23 protein-coding genes are annotated in these 23,678 nt (G+C 52.8%); 19 read left to right on the forward strand and 4 right to left on the reverse strand.

Annotated features, from left to right (window positions below; translation table 11 throughout):
* The first annotated feature begins 31 nt into the window (after positions 1-31).
* The 4 genes from AB1598_11660 to AB1598_11675 all read left to right on the forward strand — a co-directional run bounded on the left by AB1598_11660 (position 32) and on the right by AB1598_11675 (position 4,312).
* Complete coding sequence (locus AB1598_11660) at positions 32-1,033, forward strand: iron ABC transporter permease (protein ID MEW6145664.1); 1,002 nt, start codon at positions 32-34, stop codon at positions 1,031-1,033.
* 785 nt (positions 1,034-1,818) lie between these two features.
* A complete protein-coding gene (locus AB1598_11665; protein ID MEW6145665.1) occupies positions 1,819-2,259 on the forward strand; it encodes a hypothetical protein in 441 nt (146 codons plus the stop codon).
* A gap of 62 nt (positions 2,260-2,321) precedes the next feature.
* Positions 2,322-3,299 carry a beta-ketoacyl-ACP synthase III gene (locus AB1598_11670; protein ID MEW6145666.1) on the forward strand — a complete coding sequence of 326 codons (978 nt, stop codon included), beginning with the start codon at positions 2,322-2,324 and terminating at the stop codon, positions 3,297-3,299.
* A 152-nt stretch (positions 3,300-3,451) separates the two neighbouring features.
* Positions 3,452-4,312: an AEC family transporter gene (locus AB1598_11675; protein ID MEW6145667.1), complete on the forward strand. Its 861-nt coding sequence runs from the start codon at positions 3,452-3,454 to the stop codon at positions 4,310-4,312.
* A gap of 11 nt (positions 4,313-4,323) precedes the next feature.
* Here AB1598_11675 and AB1598_11680 read toward each other — a convergent pair whose 3' ends face one another.
* A complete protein-coding gene (locus tag AB1598_11680) occupies positions 4,324-5,304 on the reverse strand; it encodes a hypothetical protein (protein MEW6145668.1) in 981 nt (326 codons plus the stop codon).
* A gap of 103 nt (positions 5,305-5,407) precedes the next feature.
* Between AB1598_11680 and aroA the strand changes: the two genes are divergently transcribed.
* From aroA to AB1598_11720, 8 genes are all read left to right on the forward strand, one after another.
* On the forward strand, positions 5,408-6,691 hold the full coding sequence (gene aroA / locus AB1598_11685; protein MEW6145669.1) for a 3-phosphoshikimate 1-carboxyvinyltransferase: 1,284 nt from the start codon (positions 5,408-5,410) through the stop codon (positions 6,689-6,691).
* Positions 6,692-6,758: 67 nt separating this feature from the next.
* Positions 6,759-7,415, forward strand: a complete 657-nt coding sequence (gene cmk / locus AB1598_11690) for a (d)CMP kinase (GenBank protein MEW6145670.1) — start codon at positions 6,759-6,761, stop codon at positions 7,413-7,415.
* An 89-nt stretch (positions 7,416-7,504) separates the two neighbouring features.
* Positions 7,505-9,193 (forward strand): 30S ribosomal protein S1, encoded by a 1,689-nt coding sequence (locus AB1598_11695; GenBank protein MEW6145671.1) that lies wholly within the window; start codon positions 7,505-7,507, stop codon positions 9,191-9,193.
* A gap of 2 nt (positions 9,194-9,195) precedes the next feature.
* Positions 9,196-10,077: a signal peptide peptidase SppA gene (gene sppA, locus AB1598_11700; protein ID MEW6145672.1), complete on the forward strand. Its 882-nt coding sequence runs from the start codon at positions 9,196-9,198 to the stop codon at positions 10,075-10,077.
* Positions 10,078-10,079: 2 nt separating this feature from the next.
* Positions 10,080-10,565 carry an HIT domain-containing protein gene (locus AB1598_11705; GenBank protein ID MEW6145673.1) on the forward strand — a complete coding sequence of 162 codons (486 nt, stop codon included), beginning with the start codon at positions 10,080-10,082 and terminating at the stop codon, positions 10,563-10,565.
* A 4-nt stretch (positions 10,566-10,569) separates the two neighbouring features.
* On the forward strand, positions 10,570-10,959 hold the full coding sequence (locus tag AB1598_11710; protein ID MEW6145674.1) for a hypothetical protein: 390 nt from the start codon (positions 10,570-10,572) through the stop codon (positions 10,957-10,959).
* A gap of 7 nt (positions 10,960-10,966) precedes the next feature.
* Positions 10,967-11,950, forward strand: a complete 984-nt coding sequence (gene lipA / locus AB1598_11715; GenBank protein MEW6145675.1) for a lipoyl synthase — start codon at positions 10,967-10,969, stop codon at positions 11,948-11,950.
* Positions 11,951-12,042: 92 nt separating this feature from the next.
* Positions 12,043-13,254 (forward strand): cofactor-independent phosphoglycerate mutase, encoded by a 1,212-nt coding sequence (locus tag AB1598_11720; GenBank protein ID MEW6145676.1) that lies wholly within the window; start codon positions 12,043-12,045, stop codon positions 13,252-13,254.
* Positions 13,255-13,330: 76 nt separating this feature from the next.
* Here AB1598_11720 and AB1598_11725 read toward each other — a convergent pair whose 3' ends face one another.
* Complete coding sequence (locus AB1598_11725) at positions 13,331-13,765, reverse strand: hypothetical protein (protein ID MEW6145677.1); 435 nt, start codon at positions 13,763-13,765, stop codon at positions 13,331-13,333.
* Between the two features lie 759 nt (positions 13,766-14,524).
* On the opposite strand from AB1598_11725, the gene AB1598_11730 reads away from it, so the two are divergent.
* The gene (locus tag AB1598_11730; GenBank protein MEW6145678.1) at positions 14,525-15,703 is read left to right on the forward strand and encodes a tetratricopeptide repeat protein; all 1,179 of its coding nucleotides are present in this window, start codon (positions 14,525-14,527) and stop codon (positions 15,701-15,703) included.
* A 622-nt stretch (positions 15,704-16,325) separates the two neighbouring features.
* On the opposite strand, the gene mazG is transcribed toward AB1598_11730, so the two are convergent.
* Positions 16,326-17,102: a nucleoside triphosphate pyrophosphohydrolase gene (gene mazG / locus AB1598_11735; protein ID MEW6145679.1), complete on the reverse strand. Its 777-nt coding sequence runs from the start codon at positions 17,100-17,102 to the stop codon at positions 16,326-16,328.
* Between the two features lie 122 nt (positions 17,103-17,224).
* On the opposite strand from mazG, the gene AB1598_11740 reads away from it, so the two are divergent.
* The gene (locus AB1598_11740; GenBank protein MEW6145680.1) at positions 17,225-17,815 is read left to right on the forward strand and encodes a hypothetical protein; all 591 of its coding nucleotides are present in this window, start codon (positions 17,225-17,227) and stop codon (positions 17,813-17,815) included.
* Positions 17,816-17,842: 27 nt separating this feature from the next.
* Here the strand turns inward: AB1598_11740 and AB1598_11745 are convergent, their stop codons facing one another.
* The gene (locus AB1598_11745; protein ID MEW6145681.1) at positions 17,843-18,976 is read right to left on the reverse strand and encodes a Xaa-Pro peptidase family protein; all 1,134 of its coding nucleotides are present in this window, start codon (positions 18,974-18,976) and stop codon (positions 17,843-17,845) included.
* Between the two features lie 170 nt (positions 18,977-19,146).
* Between AB1598_11745 and AB1598_11750 the strand changes: the two genes are divergently transcribed.
* The 5 genes from AB1598_11750 to AB1598_11770 all read left to right on the forward strand — a co-directional run bounded on the left by AB1598_11750 (position 19,147) and on the right by AB1598_11770 (position 23,606).
* On the forward strand, positions 19,147-19,608 hold the full coding sequence (locus AB1598_11750; protein ID MEW6145682.1) for a hypothetical protein: 462 nt from the start codon (positions 19,147-19,149) through the stop codon (positions 19,606-19,608).
* A gap of 2 nt (positions 19,609-19,610) precedes the next feature.
* A complete protein-coding gene (locus AB1598_11755) occupies positions 19,611-20,096 on the forward strand; it encodes a DUF4149 domain-containing protein (protein ID MEW6145683.1) in 486 nt (161 codons plus the stop codon).
* Between the two features lie 31 nt (positions 20,097-20,127).
* A complete protein-coding gene (gene erpA / locus AB1598_11760; protein ID MEW6145684.1) occupies positions 20,128-20,451 on the forward strand; it encodes an iron-sulfur cluster insertion protein ErpA in 324 nt (107 codons plus the stop codon).
* A 142-nt stretch (positions 20,452-20,593) separates the two neighbouring features.
* Positions 20,594-21,619 carry an LLM class flavin-dependent oxidoreductase gene (locus AB1598_11765; protein MEW6145685.1) on the forward strand — a complete coding sequence of 342 codons (1,026 nt, stop codon included), beginning with the start codon at positions 20,594-20,596 and terminating at the stop codon, positions 21,617-21,619.
* Positions 21,620-21,788: 169 nt separating this feature from the next.
* Positions 21,789-23,606, forward strand: coding sequence for a carboxyl transferase domain-containing protein (locus AB1598_11770; protein ID MEW6145686.1), 1,818 nt, complete (start codon positions 21,789-21,791; stop codon positions 23,604-23,606).
* Positions 23,607-23,678: the final 72 nt, after the last annotated feature.

Raw genomic sequence — 23,678 nt, forward strand, 5'->3', positions numbered from 1 at the left:
GGAGAAACAATCAGGCTCACTAACGGTGAATATGGCCGCAAAGAAAAAATTCATTATCGCGCTAAGCCTCTTGCTCCTTCTCTGGGTCGTCACGGCAGCCGTGAGCGTGCTGTCGGGAACTTACGAGAAGAGCATCATCGGCGCGCTATTCAGCGGAGACGAGCTCGCGGGCACGATCTTTTACAAGATAAGGATACCGAGGGTGCTGATGGCGACAGTAGCCGGAGGAACGCTCGCGATATGCGGCGCCGCGCTACAGGCCCTCTTCAGGAACCCCCTCGCTTCGCCCTTCACGCTCGGCATATCGGGCGGAGCCTCCCTTGGAGCGCTCATAGGGATAAGGCTGGGACTCGCTGCCGGCATTCTGGGTTTTTCCATGGTTACTGTCCTTGCGTTCCTCTTTTCGCTCCTGACAATGCTGTTCGTTTACTCGGTCTCCAAGGTGGGAGGGGTGGTAGCCACGGGACGCCTGCTGCTCGCGGGAGTCGTAATGAATTTCCTCTACTCGGCATTCGTCCTGTTCATACAGTTCTTTTCCAACTTCACGGAGTCGCTCCAGACAATGAGGTGGATAATGGGCAGCCTCGACGTGGTGGGGTTCGACGAGGTATGGAAGACGCTCGTATTCGTGATGCCGGGATGCGCGATACTGCTGTCGATAACGAAGGACATGAACCTCTTCGGCCTGGGGGACGACGTCGCGTCTTCGCTCGGTGTGAACGTAAAGAAATTGCAGAACCTTATCTATTTCGCGACTTCGCTTTCGGCCGGGGCCGTAATATCCGTGACGGGACCGATAGGCTTCGTAGGACTGGTGATTCCTCACATACTGAGAATGATCCTCGGGGTGGACAACAGGATCATACTCCCCTGCTCGTTCCTCCTCGGAGCGTCTTTCCTGACGGCCGCGGATACGGTCTCGAGGACTCTTATATCACCGGTCGAGATACCGGTGGGAATAATTACAGCCTCTCTTGGCGGCGTATTCTTTCTCTGGCTGCTTATAAAGTCAAAGAAAGAGGTTATCGTTTAGACGTTCAATCCTTTATTTCAGAGGCGATTAATTAAAACGACGGGAGATAAACGCCCCGCTGAGTTCCAATCAACTGCCCGGAGCCTTGAAGGGATCGACCTCTCCCGAGGGCTGAGAAGGGGGCGCGGGAGACCCTCCGGTCTCCGGTGCAACCGCTGATTTAAAAGGATCGGCACCGCCGGATGGAGCGGATGGAGCGGGGGGAGCCTGCGGCGGCGGCGGGGCCGCGCTGGCTGCCGCAGCCTGACTCCCCTGCGGCTGCATAAACCGCCATATTACAAAGGCCAAACCTACTATAATCAATGTCCACATCATTTCTAAATTTCCTCCGTAGAGAATATTCAGTCTCAAAAAGCAATCATAAAACCGGCACCCTCGGAATGAATGCCTCTCCAGTCTATGACTGAGGCTGCATGAACTTCCATATTACAAAGGCCAAACCTACTATAATCAATGTCCACATCATCTCCGGGTTTCCTCCTTTATTTAATATTCAGTTCAAGTAATGCGGCAGCAGTGCATAATCCTATGGCGGAACGCGCACGCCGCTTCATTAATATTTTTGAAATTCACCCCTGACGGAAAACCGCCTGCTACTTTGATACTAATAAATTTGACATGCCCGTGTCAAGCTAAAATATTCTGCAGGGGAGGATTAGAGGTTTCCTTCGGTCGATAACACCGGGAATCGTCACGGACTGGCTAATTTTCCCGCATACAGCAATATTATAGTGATATCGGGACAACCGGAGGCAGGCTTGTTATCAATTCTCCTAAGGCCGTTTATGAATAAAAACAGCAGTATCAGGGATTGGCCCGAATTTCATCCCGATACGGAGCTCTCTCTATCGCTTATAGATTCGGGGTGCCTTTTCGTGCTGATGGACGGTAAAACCGCCCTTGTGATAAAAGGAAGCACGGAGGAGATTCGGTTAATGAAAGAATTTCAGGCTATTACGCTCGATTTCGAGCTCATCGAAAGGCCCGAGTTCCCTTCGCTTGCGTTTTACCCGAGTCTCGAAACGAAGAGCGGGAGGCCGTTCAGGTTCGAATATTTCTTCAGCACGGAGTCCGGGGATGAAATGAACGTCCTCAGAAAAATGTGTGAAGATAAGCGCTTCGACATTATTTTATACGGTTCCGCACCCGAATTAGTTATACGCGCGGAGATTCCGGAGGGACAAGCCCGCGACTTGAGGGCGATATTGACGAAGGCAGGCGGTTAGTTTGACAAATATGCCGATTACCTGATACTATTCCCCTCAACCGTTTAAGGAGAAATATAAAGTTGAGTTTTGTTAGGTTCTTAGGAACCGGTTCGTCAGCGCCCGAGAAAATATTGTCCAATTTCGATCTGGAAAAGATCGTCGATACCACTGACGAGTGGATCCAGACAAGGACCGGAATAAGGGAAAGAAGGATAGCCGAACCGGACGTGGCTACGTCCGATATCGCTTATGAGGCATCGCTCAAGGCCCTCGAGAGCTCGGGTGTGGACGCACGGGACCTGGACGGGATAATCGTCGGGACCGTCACGCCCGACTACCTGTTTCCCTCGACGGCTTGTATACTCCAGAGCCGTCTCGGCGCTAAAAAAGCGTTTGCGTTCGACCTCCTCGCCGGATGCTCGGGATTTCTGTACGCGCTACAGGCCGGGAAGGGAATAATAGGCTGCGGGGACGCGAAAAAGCTTCTCATCATCGGCGCGGAGACGCTTTCCAAGATAATGGACATGGAGGACAGGACCACATGCATCCTCTTCGGGGACGGAGCTGGAGCAGCCGTCATTTCGGCGTCGGATGCGCCGGGAATCATGTCGACCTGCCTCGGGGCGAACGGGGACGACTGGGAGCTGCTATGCATGCCGGGAGGGGGATCGCGCATACCGCCGAGCGAGGAGAGCATAAGGAGCAGGGCTCACTTCCTGAAGATGAAGGGGAAAGAGGTATTTAAAGAGGCCGTAAAGGCTATCGAGTCTTCTTCACTCGAAGCGATAAGAAGGGCCGACATCACGCCCGGGGAGATAGACCTCTTCATACCCCACCAGGCGAATTACAGGATACTGGAAGCGGTAAGGAAGCGCGTGGGGCTTCCCGAAGAGAAGGTTTTCAGCAACCTGGACAGGTACGGAAACACGTCCTCCGCATCCGTCCCGCTCGCGCTCGACGAAGCGGTGAGGTCGGGAAGGATAAAGGAAGGGGATACGATACTCATATCCGTGTTCGGCGCGGGCTTCACGTGGGGCGCTGCAGTCGTGAGATGGTGAGCGCAGCCGCAGTCCCCGAATAATCCGCCCCATGCCGTGAATGCAGTCCCCGCGAGATTTTGTCAGTTCGATTTTTCCTGCGTAAAATTAAGAGCCTACCTGTACCCGGTTCCTTTCCCCACAGGAGATGAAGAGCCATAATCAGCCAGATAATTGACGTAGTCCTCCCTGTATTCCTGATCGCGCTCGCGGGCTATTTCTTCGGCAAATGGAGAAAGATAGACCTCACCCCGATCAACGACTTCGTGATATACCTCGCCACTCCGGCCCTCATAATATCATCGCTATCCAGGGACACCATAGAGATATTCCTTGCGGGAAAGGTGTTCGTCTCGGTCTGCATCATAATCGGCGTTTCGCTCGTTATATGCCTAGGGATAATAAGGGCGCTCAAACTGCCGGTCAAGGTCTATCTGCCCCCGGCGCTCTTCGCGAATACCGGGAACATGGGCCTTCCGCTGGTGCTGTTCGCATTCGGCGAGGCCGGGTTCAACGTGGCGATACTCTACATGGTCTCGACCACTATACTCCACTATACGCTCGGGATACTGATACTGAATTACGACGAAAGCCCGTTCGAGATATTCAGGCTCCCGCTCGTTTACTCGGCCATAGCGGGGGTGCTGCTGAGCGTCTCGGGGTGGGAGATGCCGACCTCGGTGTTCAGGGCATTCGATCTGCTCGGAGAGGCGAGCATACCGACGATGATATTCGCGCTCGGATACAAATTATCCGAGGTTGCACTCACGGACGTGAACAAGTCGTTCCTGGTGGGGAGCATGAGGATATTCTTCGGGGTCGTTCTGGGCATTCTGACCGTATCCATATTCAAGCTCGACGGCGTTGCGTCCAAGGTAGTGATACTCCAGTCGGCGATGCCTCCCGCGATATTCAATTTCGTTCTCGCCGAGAAATACAATCAGGATTCCGAGAGGGTGGCGTCGATCATTCTCGCGGGGACCCTGATCTCGGTCATCACAACGCCCGTTATCATCGCGTTTCTTTTGAACTGACCGCATACCCGCTATCTGCCGCCGAGGCATTCGACCTTTATTATGGGCACGTCGAATACGTGGTATTCGGAATCGTAGATGAAGCCCCTGCCATCTTCGACATAGGAAACGCTCTCCTGCTGGGGAAGAGACATTAATTTTATTACGCTGTAGTCCTTGTCCCTGACAAGCCTATCGGCGGGCTTAAGCCCTGACGCGGAGAGGTCGGTATCGAACTCGTACGCGTCCTCGTAAGTGAGCACGAGGAAGGTCTTGCCGGAGGGCGCTATGTCGAACGACGTAACCACGCCTCCGAACGGGGAGCCGGATCCGTTGAGACGTGGAAGGTCGAGCTCGCCTGCGTATTCGAGCTTCAGCACTCCGTCACCCGCGTTTTCCCAGCTCTCTTTTTCTATTTTAAAGAGCTTTGCCGGGTAGGACTCCATTTTATCGAGGTCTTCCTCCTTCGTGAATATGTAAATATCGCCGTTCGGATGGACGGCCATGCCCTCGGCGTTATGAGGACGGTCGGGATATTCGAGCTTCAGTATTTTGAGCGGAGCGTAGGAGCGTCCGTAATCCTGAAGCTCCTCAATTATAATTATGCGGACGAACTTTCTTCTTTCGTTGTTGTCTCCGATGTCAGCGATGAAAAAACAGGTTTTCCCCGAGAAGCAGGGGCCGAGGGAGGCGTCCTCGAAGTCGGACCCCAGGGCGTTAAAGCCCTCTATCCTGACGGCTTTGGCGTTGCCGCCACTCATTTCACTTATGTAAAAGTAGGGGCCGCTCCCGGAATCGTTTACGTGGTAGAGCCTGCCCGGAAACTTCCCGGAGACGGCGATGCCGCTCGCTTCGTCTATCTGGAGATAGTCGAGAGCGCCCGCTTTTTCCCCTTCCCCCCACTTTTTGCAAAGACCCGCGCGTCCCTCGGATGCTGCCGATACGAGCATGATCGCAGTAAGAACAATCGCCGCGGCGCCGGCCGACAGCCTTGCTGTTAAATGATGCGTCATCGATGACTCCCCGGTCTCAATAATTGCTGTACAATTTTACCTCAGCTATTTATCAGGCAAAATTACTTTTTAACGTACTGTCGTATATCGTTATCAGAGAGCCATGGCCGTAGAAAAGATCAAAGGAAACGCGAAACCCTTAATCGGCGAGCTGACCCCGCCCGGGGACAAGTCGGTCTCGCACAGGTCGCTCATAATAGGGTCTCTCGCCGGAGGTATAACCGGGGTGAGCGGGTTCCTCAACTGCGAGGACACTATCTCCACGGCGAACGCGATGAGGAAACTGGGCGTCGATATCGACATAAACGGCAGCGACGTAAAGATAGCCGGGAAGGGGCTTTCAGGCCTGAGCGAGCCCGGAGACGTCATCGACGCGGGGAACTCCGGCACGACTACGAGGCTGTTAACGGGACTATTGAGCGCGCAGGGGTTTTTCACGGCCGTCACCGGAGACAAATACCTGAGGGCGAGGCCCATGAAAAGGGTAGTCGACCCCCTGAGAATGATGGGAGCAAGGATTACAGGCAGGGAGGGGGGCAACAAGCTGCCTATAGCGATCGATGGGGGCGCCCTGAAGGGCATATCGTATAAACTCCCGGTAGCGAGCGCGCAGGTGAAATCCGCCCTCTTGCTTGCGGGACTCTATGCGGAAGGGGAAACCGAGGTCATCGAGCCCGAGCCCACGAGGGACCATACGGAAAGGATGCTTTCTCACTTCGGCGTGAAACTGAATAAGAACGGGAACAGCGTCAAGATAACCAGACAAGGGGAATTCACGGGACGCGATATATCAGTTCCCGCCGACATGTCTTCGGCTGCGTTCTTCATAGTCGGGGCGCTCATCAACCCCGGCTCGGAGCTTCTGATAAGGAACGTCGGCGTAAACCCGCTCAGGACGGGCGTAATCGACGTGCTAAGGCGTATGGGCGGGAATATTGAAATAACGGGCGAGAGGGAGGTTTCGGGTGAGCCGGTGGGGGACATACTCGTAAAGTCGGGAGGTCTTCACGCCACCGTAATAGATGGGGATATGATACCGAAGGCAATAGACGAGCTCCCGGTGATAGCGGCAGCGGCATGCTTTGCCGAGGGCGAGACTGTGATCAGGGACGCGAGAGAGCTGAGGGTAAAGGAAACGGACAGGATAAAGGCGATGACGGCCGAGCTCAGGAAGCTAGGCGCCAGCGTGACAGAATCCGAGGACGGGATGTCGATAGCGGGCGGGTCGAAGTTAAAAGGAGCAAAGTGCTCCAGCTGGGGCGACCACAGGATCGCGATGGCGATAGCCGTTGCCGCAACCCGGGCGAGCGGAGCGACAGAGATCGACGGCGCCGAGTGCGTTTCCGTGTCGTTCCCAGGCTTTTTCGACGCGCTCAGGCGGCTTTGAATAAATAATTTTGTTATAACAGGCAGTTATATGATAATCGCCTTTCCAACTAACTATAAGTACTGACATGATAATAACGATAGACGGCCCGTCGGGCGTAGGGAAAAGCACCGTATCGAAATCGGTCGCGCGAAGACTCGGCTTCACGTATCTGGATACCGGTGCGATGTACAGGGCGGTCGCGCTCCGGGTCAAGCGTGATTCGATAGATATAGACGACGAAAAGGGGTTCGAATCACTCCTTAATAATACGGAAATCGGTTTCGCCAGGAACGAAAACGGCGAACTCGTCATAATGCTTAACAAGGAAGACGTCACCGACCAGATAAGGACGCCCGAGGTCTCGAAGCTGTCGTCGGACGTCGCGACCAAGAGGGCTGTGAGAATAAAGCTCGTACACCTGCAGCGGGAAATGGGGAAAACCGGCAATATAGTAGCCGAAGGAAGGGACATGGGGACTTACGTATTCCCCGACGCCCCGTTCAAGTTTTACCTGGACGCTTCCCTCGAAGTAAGGGCGCGGAGAAGGTGGAACCAGCTCGCGCAGTCAGGCAGCGTCGCCGACATAGAAAGCGTGAAAAACGAAATAATAAGGAGGGACGCGCAGGACATGGAGCGCTCGGAGTCTCCCTTGCGTCCCGCCGTTAATGCGGTCATAATAGATACGGCAAATCTGTCGCCTGATGAAGTCACGGACAGGATTATCAAAGAAGTTCAAGGTTAGTAAAAGTTTTTAACGCTACCTAATTCTACTTCCTAAAATGAAATCAAACAGTTAGTTTTAATAGATATATAAGATAAGAAGGAAGGTCTATGGCAGAAGAAAAAGATTTCGCGGAATTGGTTGATGAAAGCATGAACGTGCCGGACAAAGGGAAGCTCTTTAAGGGGCTCGTCGTCCGCGTAGACGGGGACGATGTATTCATAGATTTCGGCTCGAAATCGGAGGGAGTGGTCCCTGTCCGGGAATTTTACAATAAAAGCGGAATACCGGACGTAAACGTCGGGGATGAAGTCGAGGTTATGTTCGACAGCTGGGCAAACGAGGGACTGCCGAGGCTTTCCAGGATAAAGGCGGAACAGATAAAGGAAAACAAGCGAATACAGGAGCACTTCGATAAGGGCGAGCTCATAAAGGCAAGAATCACGCAGAAGGTTAAGGGCGGGGTCATCGCCGATATAGGGGATAAGATCGAGATAAGGGCTTTTATACCCGGCTCTCAGATCGACATATCGCCCAGGCAGGACCTCGACAGCCTTATCGGGGAGACGATAGAGGCGAGGATCATAAAGCTCGCCGGGAACGACATCGTGCTTTCGAGGAGGGTCTACCTAGAAGAGGAGAGGGAGGTCCTTAAAAAGGAAACCCTTTCCAGGATAGAGGCAGGCAAGGAGATGTCGGGAAAAGTCGTCAACATAATCAACCAGGGCGCATTCGTCGACCTGGGCGGAGTCGAGGGCTTCGTACCTGTAAGCGAGCTCACGTGGGGAAGAGTCGGACACCCTGGCGACGTACTTTCGAGAGACCAGGTGATAAAAGTGAAGGTACTCAAGATAGATGAGGGGAATAAAATAACCCTGAGCTTGAAGGACACCACACCAGACCCGTGGGCGGCGGTGAAGGAAAAATACAGACCGGGTACGCACATCAAGGGAAAAGCCGTCTCGATAACTGATTTCGGGGTGTTTGTGGAACTGGAGCCCGGCGTCGAAGGCCTCGTTCACATCTCCGAGATCACATGGACGAAAAGGTTCCGCCACCCGAAAGAGATCGTGCAGGCCGGAAGCGCCGTTGAAGCGGTCGTCCTCGACGTAGACAGCGGGAACAGGCGTATATCACTCAGCCTGAAGCAGATAGAGCCGAGTCCATGGCAGATTTTCAAGGAGAAAAATCCTTCCGGATCGAGGATAAAAGGCGTAATCAAGAACGTTACGGACAAGGGTATCTTCGTCGAAGTGGACGAGAATATAGTCGGGCTCGTGAGGCCGGACAATATCTCCTGGAAAGGAAGGGTTAACCCGGAGGAATCCTTCGAGAAAGGGAGCGAAATTGAGGTAGTGGTGCTCAACGTGGACGACAGGAATCAGAGGATCGGTCTCGGTCTCAAGCAGCTTGCGGCCGATCCATGGGAAGAAGTCCAGAAAAAGTATAAAACCGGCCAAACACCCGTAACGGGGAAGGTCAAGGACATCAAAGAAAGCGGAATAGTTGTCGAGCTCGAAGAAGGCATAGAAGGATACATCAAAGCGAACGAGCTAAGTCAGGAGAAAGGGCAGAGGGACGCGACTAAAAGCTTCAGCGTCGGAGACGAAATTACGGCACTTGTGACGGGGTTCGATAAAAGGAAGCGGCAGATTAACCTCAGTAAAAGAAAATACGACGACTGGCAGGAGAAGGAAAGGGTATCGAATTTCATGTCGTCCCAGGGGGAGCCGACGGTCAAGCTGGGAGACGTGCTCAGGGATAAGCTCAAGCAGATCAATAACGACGAGGTGATCTGAGGGTGCGGAACGTATTCGTCGTGGTGGCGGTGCTCGTCCTGCTCTTTTTCACGTTCATTGCAGGGCTGGGCTGCGGTCTTCTCATGTCGGGCGGCGACGGGTTATCGAGCGCAGACAGGGTCGCGGTGCTCAAGGTCGAGGATATCATTCTCGACGACCAGGTATACATAGACAGTCTGGATAAGATCAAAGAAGATAAAAAGGTAAAAGCGGTAGTCGTCAGGATCGAATCCCCTGGCGGGGCCGTAGGGCCTTCACAGGAAATCTACAGCGAGCTGAAGAAGCTCAGGAACGACATGCCGGTCATTGCGAGCATAGGGAACGTCGGCGCTTCCGGGGGCTATTACATAGCTTGCGCAGCGGAGAAGATCTTCGCTAACCCCGGGACGATAACGGGGAGCATAGGCGTCGTCGCCGAGTTCGCGAACTATGAAAAGCTCCTCGAATGGGCAAGGGTGGACGTGGAAGTGATAAAGAGCGGTAAATATAAGGACGTAGGCTCCCCGTACAGGGAAATGACCCCTGAGGACCGGGAATACATGCAGGGATTGATAGACAACGTCTACTCCCAGTTCAAGTCGGCTGTCGCCGAATCGAGGGGACTCGGGCCAACGGAAGTCGATAAAATCGCAGACGGGAAGATATTCACCGGGGAGCAGGCGAAGAAGCTCAGGCTCATCGACGAGACGGGCACTATAAACGACGCCATAGACCTCGCGGCGAATATGGCCGGGATAAAGGGAAAACCAGACCTCGTCTATTACCCGAAAAAGAAATCCCAGTTCCTCGAACTCCTGGAATCGAGGCTCGACATACCCGGCATCACGAGCATGCCTTCCAAATACAGCTTTGGACTTTTCTATCTGGTTGATATAATTAACTGATTATGAAAGTGCTCTGGGCGCCCTGGAGGCTCAAATACATAATCGGGGATAAGGAAGAGGGCTGTATATTTTGTAAAAAGCCCAAAGAAGGGAATGACAAAGATAATCTCATATTATATACTGGTGAGACCAGCTTCATTATAATGAACCGTTACCCCTACTCGAACGGGCATCTTATGACAGTCCCATACAAACACACGAATAATTTCTCGGATCTCACCCGGGAAGAAAAGCTCGAGCTGATGGACCTCACCGCAAAATGCATCGAAATACTTCAAGTCATAAAGCCCGAGGGGTTCAATATCGGAATGAACCTCGGCAAAACGGGCGGGGCAGGCATCGACGACCATCTCCATTTCCACATCGTCCCGAGATGGAGCGGGGACACTAATTTCATGCCTGTAATCGGAGACGTGCGGGTTATGCCCGAATACCTCGAAGACACTTACGAGACGCTAAGCAAGCATTTAAAATCTTTAGAGAGGTGACGAGATGAGATATATAAAAGTCCTGTTCATAATATTGATAATACTCTTCTTCGCAATCCTGTATACACAGAACATGGAAATGTTCACGCGTGAAGTCACGCTTGGGCTCGACCTCAAATTTTACAAAATAGGGCCTTATTTGACTATGAACGTCGTAATAATACTAACGGCTTTTGCGGCGGGAGCAGTCGTAGCCGTCATCTTCGGCGCGCTGCAGTCAATCAGCGCGGGCGGGGAGTCGAAAGAAAAATCGAGGCGCATCCGGGAGCTCGAAGCGAGGAACAGAGAGCTCATGGACGAAAGGCAGAGGGAGGAAAAACTGAAAAAGGCGGAAACTTCTCCTTTCGCTCCGCCTTCCGTCGTTGACGAAAGCGGGACTTCGCAAAGCAAGTGAGAGAGGTTTGCCCGCGGAGCATGCTGTCCTTCGGAATTACGATCATTTACACTTAACCAATATGAGAAACGCAGGAAAACCAAGCTGGATAAAGGCCCAGCTGCCCAGGGGCCCCAATTACACCCATCTCAAAAACCTGATGAGGACGCTCAACCTCCATACCGTATGCGAAGAGGCAAAGTGTCCTAACATCGGGGAGTGCTGGGGCGCGGGGACGCTCACGTTCATGATAATGGGGGATACGTGCACGAGGAGCTGCGGGTTCTGCCACGTGAAAACGGGGAGAGGCGGAGAGCTCGACTGGAACGAGCCTGAAAGAGTGGCAGAGGCAGTGAAGGACCTCACGCGGAATAACGCCTACATTACACACATAGTGATCACGTCCGTAAACCGCGACGACAGGAACTACGAGAGCGCACGCATATTCGCCGAGACCATAAGGAGAGTGAGAGCCGAGAACCCGTCTGTGAAGATAGAGGTGCTTATACCCGATTTCAAGGGGGACTCGAGCGCGCTCGGCGAAGTCTTGAACGCCGGGCCCGACGTGCTGAACCACAACATCGAGACCGTGCCGAGGCTATACCGCTTGCCGCAGTTGACGCCTTCGGGAATAAGGAGGTCGGTAAGGCCCCAGGCGAATTACGACTGGTCGCTCAAAGTACTTTCTGAAAGCAAGGAGCGCGGGCAGGAAGGCATGCTCACAAAGTCGGGCATAATGGTCGGACTCGGCGAGGAGATGGACGAGGTCGTGGAGACGCTCGGGGACTTGAAGAAAGCCGGATGCGATATAGTGACTATAGGCCAGTACCTCCAGCCCACGAACGATCACCTGCCTGTATCGAAGTTCTATCATCCGATGGAGTTCGAGTCGCTCAAGACCTACGGCGAGAACGTGATAGGGATACCGCACGTCGAGGCGGGCCCGTTAGTCAGAAGCTCCTACCACGCGGAGAAGCAGGTGCTTAAAATGGCCGCGCATTCGCTCTCCTGAAAAAATACCAAAGCAATACCCAACTGCTAACCCTTCGGATTCTATCCCGTTTCTTCTTGATAAATCCCGAAAAGCATATAAATTCATAGCTCATGAAATACGTGATACTGCAGGGCGACGGGATGCCGGACCACCCTCTGCCGGAGCTGGGCGGGAAGACACCGCTCGAAGCCGCGAGGACGCCCAACCTCGACAGGATAGCGAAGTCCGCGATCAAATTCGGCATGGTGAAGACGATCCCAGACAACCTTCCGCCCGGAAGCGACGTCGGGAACCTCACCGTCCTCGGATATAACCCAAACCTCTATTACACGGGCAGGTCGCCGCTCGAAGCCGCGAGCATAGGCGTCCCCCTCAAAGACGGAGACGTCACGCTCAGGTGCAACCTCGTTACTCTCGCTCCGGGGAGCGGGGGCCTCATAATGGAGGATTACAGCTCCGGCCATATCTCTACCGAAGAGGCGCGCGCGATGATACTCGATCTCAAAAAGGAGCTCGACGAGAAGAACCTGACTTTTTTCCCCGGAGTGAGCTACAGGCACCTCCTCGTATGGTCGGGCGGGAACATGGACATACACACGACCCCGCCGCACGACATATCGGGCAAGGGGATCGACGCTTACATACCCTCGGGAGACGGGACAGAGAAGCTCAACGAGTTGATAGAGCGGTCGAGGGCGATACTGAAAGACCACCCGGTGAACAAGAAGAGGATAGCCGAAGGTAAGAACCCGGCCACGAGCATATGGCTCTGGGGCCAGGGGGTCGCGCCCGATATGCCGTCCTTCGAGGAGCTCTACGGGCTCACGGGCTCCGTTATTTCGGCTGTAGATCTCGTGAAGGGGATCGGGCACTACGCGAAGCTCAGGGTGATAGACGTCCCCGGCGCGACCGGATACCTCGATACGAACTACGAGGGCAAGGTCGACTACGCTCTCGACTCACTCGAAGAAGTAGACCTCACGATGATACACATAGAATCGACGGATGAGACGGGACACGTGGGGAAGGCCGAGCTCAAGATACAGGCGATAGAGGACTTCGACGGGCGCGTCGTGGGACGCGTGCTCGAAGGGATAAAGAGGTTTGGGGACTATAAGATACTCGTCATGTCGGACCACCCTACGCCGATCGATTTAAGGACTCACGTGAATGAGCCCGTTCCCTTCGCCATATACAGCTCGGAGGACGAGAGCGTAAAAAACGACTCCTACGTTTACACGGAAAAATCCGCGAGCACTTCTCCTGTGTTCATATCCGAAGGGTGGAGGCTGCTCGGGATGCTGGTGGGGAGAGAGATTTAAAATTATCCAAAAAAACCTGCGTGCTTATTACCGAAAACCCCTCCGGGTAGAAACCCGGAGGGGCTTTCAGGATTAATTATACTTTCCCTGTAAATACAACCGCAGTCCCCTCGCAAACCGGCGCCTTAACAGTGTACTCGAGCCTCGTGCGGAACTTGCTAGTCGGGTCTAGCCTGTAAAATGTCTTCTCCTGATAGTCCGCATGCGCCTTAACCACGGCATCCGCTCCCGCTCCGCTCGCGACCTGACGGAGCTTATCAAAACACTGTTCTTCGCTGGCATACTGATCACCCGATGCTTTCACTATGCCGATCCGCTCATAAGGCCTATCAATATCGCTCTTTGTAAGCAATACCTTCTGAACCTCTGATTTCGGGGGATAAATGTCGGCGCCGAGCCCGACGAACTCACCTTGCGTTCGTGCACATGCCGCAAGATATAAGGGAATCAGCAGTACGGTTATAACCGCGATCCCAACAATTAATTTTTTTGCATTGTTATATTTTCTCATTTCTCGATATCTCCTTTGTTTATTTTTTAATGCCACGAAAAAGACTCCCTTGCCGAATGCCTCTGCTTCGAAAAGCGATATTGATACACGGATTGTGATGTTATTAATAAGCTAGATCGTTAAGCAGAGGAAGGCGGCGGAAGGAATTATAGTAAAAAGGAAGAATTAGCTAGGTATAACTCAAGCGGCTCGTTATTCTTCTTTATATCAAGGTTTGATCGAAAACCTGAAACCTTATTGATTACCAAAATCGGCGTATTAACTATCGTCGAGGACAAGATTATATTCTTCTGATCAATGTCGTGATTATAGGTAGCATTGGTAAGTGCGAAATGGCAGATACATGCTCCATGCTTTGATGAATCGTCATTTTTGGGAGTATGTACCGTCGATTCGGTATCTGAAACCCCATCCGAACGGTTCGCATGGCAACTGGCTTTATTTGAGTAAGTCTGAGAGCGGGATATGCCTTCTCCCAAGCCCGTATAGCAGAGAATAACACTAAAAGCCAGCAAGAGATTTATGTATCTCATATGCCCTCAATAAAAAGGTTAGCTCTCCTGAATTTCAAAGTCAATCGGGTTTAAACAGGTGAAAAATCTGAATAACATTCGGGCAAGCCGTGCACGTTTTTTGAGCAATTAAAGGCGGGGGCCTTTAATAAAATTCAACAATATCGGGGGACTAAAACTTGGCATATCATTTGCAAATCTCCCTTAGTAGGGAGAGGGGAGGTTTGTTGGCGCAGGAGGGACAGATATGAGAATTCAGATAATTAGAAGTTTGATCTTTGGCGGGATTCTTGCTTTTATTTTTGTGTTTCACACCATCCCGGGGAATGCATACTCATCCGATAAAACTCTTAATGACTCGACCGATAACACGGCCGAGAAATCCTCTGCATACGAATACTTCACGCAAGGAAGAAACGTTTATTTGCTCTCAACTCCTGAAGGATATGAAGCTTCAGTAAACTGGTATAAAAAGGCGATTGCTGCAGATGAGAAATATGCATCTGCATATGCGGGACTCGGAGAGTCGTACGCATTCTGGGGAGGCTCGAAAGGGCAGAACGGGGACCAAGACTATGAGGTTCTTTATAATCAGTCACTAAACTACAGCGTGAAGGCTGTCGAATTAGCGCCAAACCTGGGCCACTCTCACCGCGCACTGGCCACAAGCTACTATGCCCTGGGTAGATTTGAAGAGGCCGAGAGAGAGGCACTGCGGGCAATAAATATGGACCCTAATGACGCCGAGGCGTATTTTATTGCCTGGAAAGCAGAGGGTGAGAATCCCGAGAGCGTCTACATTAGAAAGGCTCTCGACATAAACCCGAATTTGCTCATGGCTCATAACGATCTCGGAGCCGCATACATGGCGAGCGGTGACTACGATAAGGCTATTTATCACTTGACGCGTACGGCCGAGCTCAATCCTGACAGCGCGCTCGTACATAACAACCTCGGACACGCTTTAGAAAAGACAGGAAAAACAGAAGACGCGATAAAGGAATACAAAAAAGCTATAGACATTGATCCGAATAATGATCTTACACACAGTAATCTTGCGACTGTATTAGTGAGTAAAGGAGAAATGGGGAAAGCTACCAATGAATACAAAAAAGCAGTCGAAATCAATCCAAACAGCGCTCTATTCCATTACAATCTCGGTACCGCTCTGTTACTTGGCGGAAAAATTGAAGAGGGAATTACGGAGCTTAAAAGGACCATCGAAATTAACCCGCACTTCGGGGAGGCATACACTAACCTCGGCCGCGCTTTGATGGAAGTAGGCAAGACTGATGAAGCAATAGATGCATTGAGAAAAGCTATTGAGATAAATCCAGACGATGAACTTGCACATCGACACCTTTCACGCGTTTCCGGAGAAGCCTGCAATACGGAAAACACTTCAAGTTATCGAGCTCATTATTGACTATAGTCTCACTGGAAACTAATGGGCATGCCTAGAAGGTGCCACTCACCTTTTCCCTCTCCAGGCGGGGGAAATCAATGGAATCGCGGCTGGCCTGTCCTGAACCATGTCCTGAATTTATTTCAGGATCTATTCAGGAAAGCCGCTCCTACGGTTCGTATAAATCCAAAATACCGGATTCCCGATTTGTTTTGGCTTGTGCTGCAAGATACTGGGAGAATGAAGTATATTTGCAATCAGTCCGGGGCGACCGATTGCGCGCTTGCTTGCAATCGTTATTCGGAAATGACAAGAAGATTAAGGTAAACCCCCACCCAACCCTGAAACAAGTTCAGGGCAGGCCCTCCCCCTTTAGAATGGAGGAGGGAAATGAAATAGCGGACGAACGGGCGGCGGGTCGCCGCGGACGTATGGGAGTACAACTCGTTCGACCCTTCGACAGGCTCCCGTCTACGCTAAAGCTTCGCAGACTACCGGGGCGAACCGGTCGGGTTACACCACAGTTATATTGTGGCGTTACACGAGAATCGTAGAACACACCATGCGTGCTTAGACAAGCTCAGCACAAACGGGTGGGGTTAAATTGTCGGCCGGTTTTTAAATGCTGGCTGGAGTCATAGAATCACACATTGCGTGTGTCGCGTTTTACTTCATTCCAGAGCTCGTCCATTTCGGAAAGCGAAAGCTCGGAGAGCTCTTTGCCGCGGGCTTCGGCTTTGTCTTCTATCCTTCCGAACCTCTCGATGAAGCTGTCTATCGCCTTGTGCGCGGCCCCCTCGGCGTCTATATTGAGATGCCTCCCGAGGTTGACGAGTGAGAAGACGAGGTCCCCCCATTCCTTCTCGATCGCGGCGGAGTCGCCCCTCTTCATCTCTTCCTCGAGCTCTGACAGCTCCTCCCTCACCTTTGCAATCACCTCGCCGGCGCCGCTCCAGTCGAATCCCACCTGGGACGCCTTCTCGCCCACCCTTTGCGCCCTGAGCAGCGACGGCATCGTGCGGGGAATGTGAAGGAGCCTCCTCTTCCTCGATTTCTCCTTGAGCTTCTGGGAATGCCACCTCTTTACCGCCTCTTCGGCGTTTGCGGCCCTTTCCTCGCCGAACACGTGCGGGTGCCGCCTCACGAGCTTGTTATGAAGCTGGTCGATAACGTCGTATACGCCGAAATCCCCGTTCTCTTCGGCGATCTGGGACGCGAACAGCACCTCGTACAAGAGGTCGCCGAGCTCCTCGGCGAGCTCGTCCCTGTCCCGGGATTCGATCGCCTGGACGACCTCATAAGCTTCCTCGATTATATAAGATTTCAGTGTGTCGAGGGTCTGCTCCCTGTCCCAGGGACAGCCCTCTGGGCTCCTGAGATGGATGGATAAATTTACCAAATCCTCAAAAGACTTCTTCATAAATTCTCCTTTTTGATACATAATTGAAATGAGCCGATTTAAGAGAAGCGATAACACTAAAATTAAACTGTTTCATATTTACATTTATAGCGAGTATTATTGCTGTAAATACAAAATTTCCAATGATCGGTAAAACGGGCAACGCAAAAGGGTCGATAATAATCAATGCGAAAGAGTACATCATAAACTCTTACGGCGAGAGCGCATGGAGAAAGATTATAAACAATTTACCCGACACGGATAGAATGGTTTTAGAAAACGAAATCGTGACGACGGAATGGTATCCCGCACCTCTTTTGAACCGCCTGCTGAACACATACGACGTGCTGTACGGGAAAGGCGACTTTTTATCGATCATACCGATAGCCGAATATATCGCGAATAAGGATCTCGGGCCTATGATCGAAGCCCTCGTAAATCTGAAAAAACCGTCAGTCGTTCTGAAAAGCGCGCCTTCGCTCTGGAGCAGGTATTTCGACAGCGGTCTTATGGAACTGGAGTTGCTGGATGATGAAAAAAATTTCTCCGTGCTCTATCTCGATGAAATAGCCGACGAAAACAGAGCCTCGGGAGTTGCCGTATGCAATTTTGCCGTGCCCGAATGGTTCAAGACCGGACTGACCATGGCCGGGGCGAACAAGGCGGAAATTGTCCATACAGGGTGCCGGTATAAAAACGATGCAATATGCAGGTTCGAGGTATGGTGGGATTAGCTTTAGACTCGCGGAGGACGGTGAAAACTAAGCTTTCGCTATCAGATTCTTCGGATACCTTGTGAGATTCGTGCAGCCGTTCTTCTCAACAACGACCACGTCTTCGATCCTGACGCCGCCCGTTTTCTCGTAATAAAGCCCGGGCTCCACGGTCACCACATTCCCCGCCTCGAGTACCTCGTCTCCGAGACTTATCCGGGGCGGCTCGTGGATCTCGAGTCCGAGGCCGTGTCCTGTCGAATGTATGAAGCCCTGTGCCCTGCCTCCCTTCGCGGACGTTTCGAACCCGCGGCTCCTGAAATAGTCGACTACGGCGGAGTGTACGTCTTTTACCCTGACGCCCGCCTTTATCATTCCTATCGCGAGCTTCTGGCCCCTGAGCACCGTATCGTACATCCTGACGAGCTCGGGCGAGGGCTCTCCTCTTACGACAGTCCTCGTCATGTCGCCGAAGTAGCCGCTCGTCTGAGACCTGGGGAAGATGTCGATGACGACGGGCTTGTCCGCGTAAATCGGGCCTTCTCCCCTGTGATGGGGCATGGCCGAATGAGCCCCGCACGCGACGATCGTGTGAGAAGCGGTGAGACCCTTCCTCGAAAGCCCGGCGTTTATCTCGCCCTTCACGCTTTCCGAAGTGAGGAGGGCGCCCTCGAGATAGAGCTTCCCCTTCCGGACCTCGGATGCGGCGATCATCTTTATCGCGAGGTCCATCGCCCTTACAGTCTCTTTCATCGCGTTCTTAATCAACCCGACCTCGCGTGGCGTCTTCCTGAGCCTCTCCTTGAAGAACGGCTCCTCGTCGCTCGGTATGACCGTGTATCCGCGCTCTCTCAGCCCGTCCGCATATTTCAGGGAGAAGCGTCCGGGGACTATGACTTTTTTTATCTTCAAGTCTTTGAGCAGAAGGTCGGCGACGTCGAGGAGCCTCAGCTTTTTCACATTAGCCGCGAGAAGCCTTCTCTGAAGGTCAGATAAAGAGACGACCCTGTCGACTGTCGCCTCTTTCCTGCCCCTTTCTATCTCGAGGTCGCTCAGCACGAGCATCTTCTTCCCTTTATGCTCGATGTAGATCACCGGGTCGGGAACGAAAAAGCCCGTCCTGTAATAAAGGTCGGCGTTCTCCTCGCTCGTGTCGATTATGAGGCAGGCACCCTTTTTCATTGAATTGACACTATACCTCAAGGCCGATCCATATCAAGTGAAAACAGGCCCGGCCGGCGCAGGGAACATCCTCCCGCATAGTGCAGGACGGATTATTACAATCTAACGGCAGTGTGTATAATTATTTGCGGCGGCAGGGGGGATAAATAGAAAATATTAAGAGGGCTATGATGAGCAACAAAAATGCGGCATTGGTAACTGCGATTCTCCTGATGATTTACCTTATAACGGCGGGCGGGAAATTCACTCGCGCACAGAACGGAGATACGGCGAAGACGGTCTCTCTCGACCAGATCTGCGAGCTCTACCTCGATTACCCCATGTCCGCAGACGACATCTATCACGACAAGACCGTGAAGACAACGGTCGAGGTCTCGGGCGTGAGGAAGATACCGTTGATGTGCGCAGGCTTCCCCGAAGGGAGCTTTACCATGGAAATCGTCACCAAGCACGGCCCCGTACTCGAATGTTACTGCAACCCGCCTCTCTACAAAAGCGTTCTCGACAGCACCCCCCGTGGGAGCAGTCTCACGGTCACGGGCACCTACAAGTCCATGTCGGGATCGTTCTCCGAGAGCTACAGCGAGGAGGAGCAGTGCAAGGTGACGATGCATAACTGCAGCTTCAAGTGACGATGCAGACGGCGCTTAAATTCATCTATATCCTGTCGCTCAGCTTCTGGATAGGGAGCATGTTTTTCTTTTCGTTCTTCGCCGCCCCGAGCATTTTCAAGGTGCTCCCTAGGGAGACGGCGGGGAACGTCGTCTCGGATATATTCCCGAAATACTACCTCGTCGCGTATATATGCGGCGGGGCGGCGGTCGTTACAACCGTACTGCTCAGGGTGATATATGAGCGCGGGGGCGGAATATCGTTCGGGGTCAGGCTGGGTGCGCTTCTGATCATGCTGGCGCTTGCCGTGTACGCTGGGGAGGTATTAAGGCCGAACGCGGTCGAAGCGAGGGCGGAGATGAGGAGCCTGACGGAGACATCACCTAATTACCCGGCAGCACACGAAAAATTCAGGAACCTCCACGCCCGCTCGGCGATAATAAACTCCGCCGTCTTCATCCTGGGGATTGCCATATTGTTTGTCGATGCATATACTAATAGAGAATAGGGCTTCAATTCAAACAGGGAGGCGGTAATTAATGTTTACAGTAACTGAAAAAGCTGCTGAAGAGATAAAGAAGCTATTGTCGGAAGAGAACATACCGAACGCTGTTTTGAGGGTCAGGGTCGTACCGGGCGGATGCTCGGGTTTTTCCTATGAGATGGGATTCGACGACGAGACCGAGGATTCCGACCAGCTGTTCGAAAACGGCGGCGTAAAAGTCGCAATCGACGAGCTCAGCTTTCCTTATCTCCAGGGCGCGGTACTTGATTACAAGGACGGGCTTAACGGTACGGGATTTTCCATCAATAACCCCAACGCGAAGGGTTCATGCGGGTGCGGGCAGTCCTTTAACGCTTAAGAATAAACCACAAAATTAAAGGGCCGGAGCTTACGCAGGGTAATTCCGGCCTTTTTCTTTTTAAATCTTATTAAAAGAAGACCTTTCAGGTTATAATAATCCGGTCGTACTTTCCACAAAAAAATAAAGGGGGGATTCCGCTATGAAATTCGGAGTAGGCTACTACAGCCTTCAATCGCCGCCGTTCAAGCCGAGACCGCACAGAGAGCTATATGCCGAGATGCTTGAAGAAATCAGCATGGCCGACCAGATGGGCTTCGACTCGGCGTGGCTGACGGAGCACCATTTCCTGAACGACGGCTATTGCCCGTCCCTCCTTGTCACCGCCGCTGCCATCGCTGCCAGGACCAAAAACGTGCGCATCGGAACGGGCGTCCTTCTCATGCCGCTCCACGACCCGGTACGGGTGGCGGAAGACGCCGCTGTCGTCGACCTCATATCGGGGGGCAGGCTTATACTCGGCCTCGGCCTCGGGTACAGGCCCGAGGAGTTCGAGGGGTTCGGGAGATCGCTCAGCGAGAGAAGGGGACGCATGGAGGAAAGTATCGAGATACTGAACAGGAGCTGGGGGGACGGCCCCTTTGATTTCGAAGGAAACTATTACAATCTCGAAAACGTGAACGTAACTCCCAAGCCCGTGCAGAGGCCCATCCCCATCTGGATAGGAGCGTTTACAGAGCCCGCCATAAGGAGGGCTGCACGGATAGGGGCTCCTCTCTACGTGCCCGCGATAGGAATAATACCGATCGTGAAATACCTCTTCGATATGCACGGCAGGCTTCTCAAAGAGTACGGAAGGGACCCCGGAGACTTCGAAAAACCCCTCGTCAGGGAAGTCTACATATCCGATCAGAAGAGCGACAAAATCTGGGACAAAATAAAAGAAAACGTTACGTATACGGCCAAGGGGTATGCGTCCTGGGGCTCCATGGTGGACAGGGAAGGGAACCTGCTTTCCGATCCGGACGACCCGGTCCTTTACGGTATTGCCAGAGATCAATCGATAATCGGCACTCCCGAAGAATGCACGGAGACGATAAGTCGCTACATGGACGAGCTGCCCGTCGACAACCTCATATGCCGCTTCAAATTCCCCGGAATCAGCCACGGGGAAGCCGTGAGGTCCATGAAATTGTTCGTTGAGAAGGTGCTGCCCGCAGTTTCGTGAGCGGGGTCGAATGCGGAAAAGACAAACACTTGCCTCAAGATACGGCATCGATCGACATTTATCGCTTCCGTCGAGCCTTGTATCCAACCGGCTTGTCTATGGTTATAATATCTCCCTTTCAAGCGCAATAACGGGTAAATTGTTTCATTATTCACGGAGAACGATATAAATGAGCCGTCCTTCGAAGCTGACGTCGATTCACGAGCAGTCGAGATCATACAACAAGATAAAATCGAAAGACATAATCGATAACATCTACAGGGACTTCGTCCCTTACTACGATATACCGGATTTTCCCATGCTGATATCAGCGCCCTCGGGCGCGGTCATAGAGATAGTGGACGACCCCGCCGTAATCGTGGGAACGGCGGTGCTGAATAAGACGAACAGAAAGGTAGCCGTGATAGCGCAGCAAATGCCGTCGAGCGATGCGGAAAGAGCCAGGCTCAATTACGGGCTCGTGAAAGCGGACGGATACGCCCTGTCGTACAACATGATGAGCTATGCCGAGGATAACGGTCTCATGCTCCATACATATATCGACACAATAGGCGGCGACCCCTTCGAATATTCCGCCGGGAAGCTCCAGTCGTGGCTCATATCCAACTGCCAGGCAAAGATGATATCCCTCAGGACAAAATCTATATCCACGGTCATTGGCAGCGGTGGCAGCGGTGGCGCAATAGCTTTACAGCTCGCGCACAAGAGGTATATGCTTTCCCGCGCCGAATACTCTGTTATTACCGCAGAAGGCTGCTCGGCCATCCTTTTCAGGAGCGCCGATAAGATAGAGGAGGCCCTAGAGGTCCTCCAGCCCACTTCCGACTTCATGCTCAAATACGGTATAGTGGATAAAGTCATAAAGGAGCCCTCGCTCGACGGCTCGGATTACAAGAGGAAGGTATTGATCAACATCGAGAAGACGATTCTGGCAGGGACGGAAGAGCTGGAAAAATCCGATATAAGGTACCTGCACAACGACCTGGTGAAGAGGATACAGGAGTGCGGAGAGGTGGAAAAAAGGGAGCACACGTACCATGCCATCACGAGGAGGATCAAGAGCTGGCTCCCGCACTATTCTTTCTCGCGGACCGCGACACCCGAAGTCTCCCATATGCAGATCGCGCTTTACGGGGCCGAGCCCCACTTCTGCAACGACGAAAAGGACCAGGACGGAAAAATAGTGAGGGCGGGTTGCCGCAAGCACTTCGCCAAGGAGGAGTTCCAGAAAAACTACTACGCATGTCCTTACTGCGAGAAGCCTAACCCGTTAGGCTCCCATGACTATATAGACCTCCTCCTCAACACCGATTCCTTCCACGAGCTCCATGCCGACCTCAGCGTCGACGATATCGATTCGAGGTTCAATTTCCACGACTACAGCGATACGCGCAGGAAGAACGCAGCCCGTATCGATTCGAAGGATTCGCTCGTAGTAGGGTACGGGGAGATATTCGATCTGCCTGCCGCCGTCGCCGTGAGCGAATTCAGGTTCATGGGCGGCTCCATGGGTGCGGTCTTCGGTGAAAAAATGAAGCTCATAGCGAACTACGCGATAAGGGAAAACCTGCCTCTAATATGCGTCACAGCCTCGGGAGGGGCCAGGATGCAGGAGGGGACGGTTGCCCTTTATCAAATGGCGAAGACTATCTCGGCGATATTGAGCCTGAAAGAGGCGGGACTGCCGTTCATCTCCGTCCTCGGCCACCCGACCACAGGGGGGGCGCTGGCCAGCTATGCCGTCCAGGGGGACTTCATCATTGCGGAGAAGAAGGCGACTGTCGCATTCGCCGGCGACAGGGTGGTGAAGCTGACGAGCGGCGGAAGAGGGGTTGAGCCGAACACGATGACCTCGGAGTTCTTCTCGAAGAGGGGCGGCATACACCTCGTGACCGAGCGGAGCCAGCTGAAATCCTCTATCGCGGGCGTACTGAGACTCACCCCCTGGCACAATAAGGAAAAGAGCGGTCAATCGCAGGCAGACTGAGCTTGAGCGCGCCAATATGGTGATAATGAGCCGCCGGCATTCGCTGTGCACATTCCCGGCATATTCGATATT

The organism is Thermodesulfobacteriota bacterium (assembly GCA_040754335.1).
Lineage (GTDB): Bacteria > Desulfobacterota_D > UBA1144 > Nemesobacterales > UBA2774 > 2-12-FULL-53-21.

Bases quoted from the DNA above. Each gene is read 5' to 3' on its own strand.
- AB1598_11660 (MEW6145664.1), top strand. From the start codon at position 32: ATGGCCGCAAAGAAAAAATTCATTATCGCGCTAAGCCTCTTGCTCCTT.
- AB1598_11665 (MEW6145665.1), top strand. From the start codon at position 1,819: ATGAATAAAAACAGCAGTATCAGGGATTGGCCCGAATTTCATCCCGAT.
- AB1598_11680 (MEW6145668.1), bottom strand. From the start codon at position 5,304: ATGACGCATCATTTAACAGCAAGGCTGTCGGCCGGCGCCGCGGCGATT.
- aroA (MEW6145669.1), top strand. From the start codon at position 5,408: ATGGCCGTAGAAAAGATCAAAGGAAACGCGAAACCCTTAATCGGCGAG.
- cmk (MEW6145670.1), top strand. From the start codon at position 6,759: ATGATAATAACGATAGACGGCCCGTCGGGCGTAGGGAAAAGCACCGTA.
- AB1598_11695 (MEW6145671.1), top strand. From the start codon at position 7,505: ATGGCAGAAGAAAAAGATTTCGCGGAATTGGTTGATGAAAGCATGAAC.
- AB1598_11705 (MEW6145673.1), top strand. From the start codon at position 10,080: ATGAAAGTGCTCTGGGCGCCCTGGAGGCTCAAATACATAATCGGGGAT.
- AB1598_11710 (MEW6145674.1), top strand. From the start codon at position 10,570: ATGAGATATATAAAAGTCCTGTTCATAATATTGATAATACTCTTCTTC.
- AB1598_11720 (MEW6145676.1), top strand. From the start codon at position 12,043: ATGAAATACGTGATACTGCAGGGCGACGGGATGCCGGACCACCCTCTG.
- AB1598_11725 (MEW6145677.1), bottom strand. From the start codon at position 13,765: ATGAGAAAATATAACAATGCAAAAAAATTAATTGTTGGGATCGCGGTT.
- AB1598_11730 (MEW6145678.1), top strand. From the start codon at position 14,525: ATGAGAATTCAGATAATTAGAAGTTTGATCTTTGGCGGGATTCTTGCT.
- mazG (MEW6145679.1), bottom strand. From the start codon at position 17,102: ATGAAGAAGTCTTTTGAGGATTTGGTAAATTTATCCATCCATCTCAGG.
- AB1598_11740 (MEW6145680.1), top strand. From the start codon at position 17,225: ATGATCGGTAAAACGGGCAACGCAAAAGGGTCGATAATAATCAATGCG.
- AB1598_11745 (MEW6145681.1), bottom strand. From the start codon at position 18,976: ATGAAAAAGGGTGCCTGCCTCATAATCGACACGAGCGAGGAGAACGCC.
- AB1598_11750 (MEW6145682.1), top strand. From the start codon at position 19,147: ATGAGCAACAAAAATGCGGCATTGGTAACTGCGATTCTCCTGATGATT.
- AB1598_11755 (MEW6145683.1), top strand. From the start codon at position 19,611: ATGCAGACGGCGCTTAAATTCATCTATATCCTGTCGCTCAGCTTCTGG.
- erpA (MEW6145684.1), top strand. From the start codon at position 20,128: ATGTTTACAGTAACTGAAAAAGCTGCTGAAGAGATAAAGAAGCTATTG.
- AB1598_11765 (MEW6145685.1), top strand. From the start codon at position 20,594: ATGAAATTCGGAGTAGGCTACTACAGCCTTCAATCGCCGCCGTTCAAG.
- AB1598_11770 (MEW6145686.1), top strand. From the start codon at position 21,789: ATGAGCCGTCCTTCGAAGCTGACGTCGATTCACGAGCAGTCGAGATCA.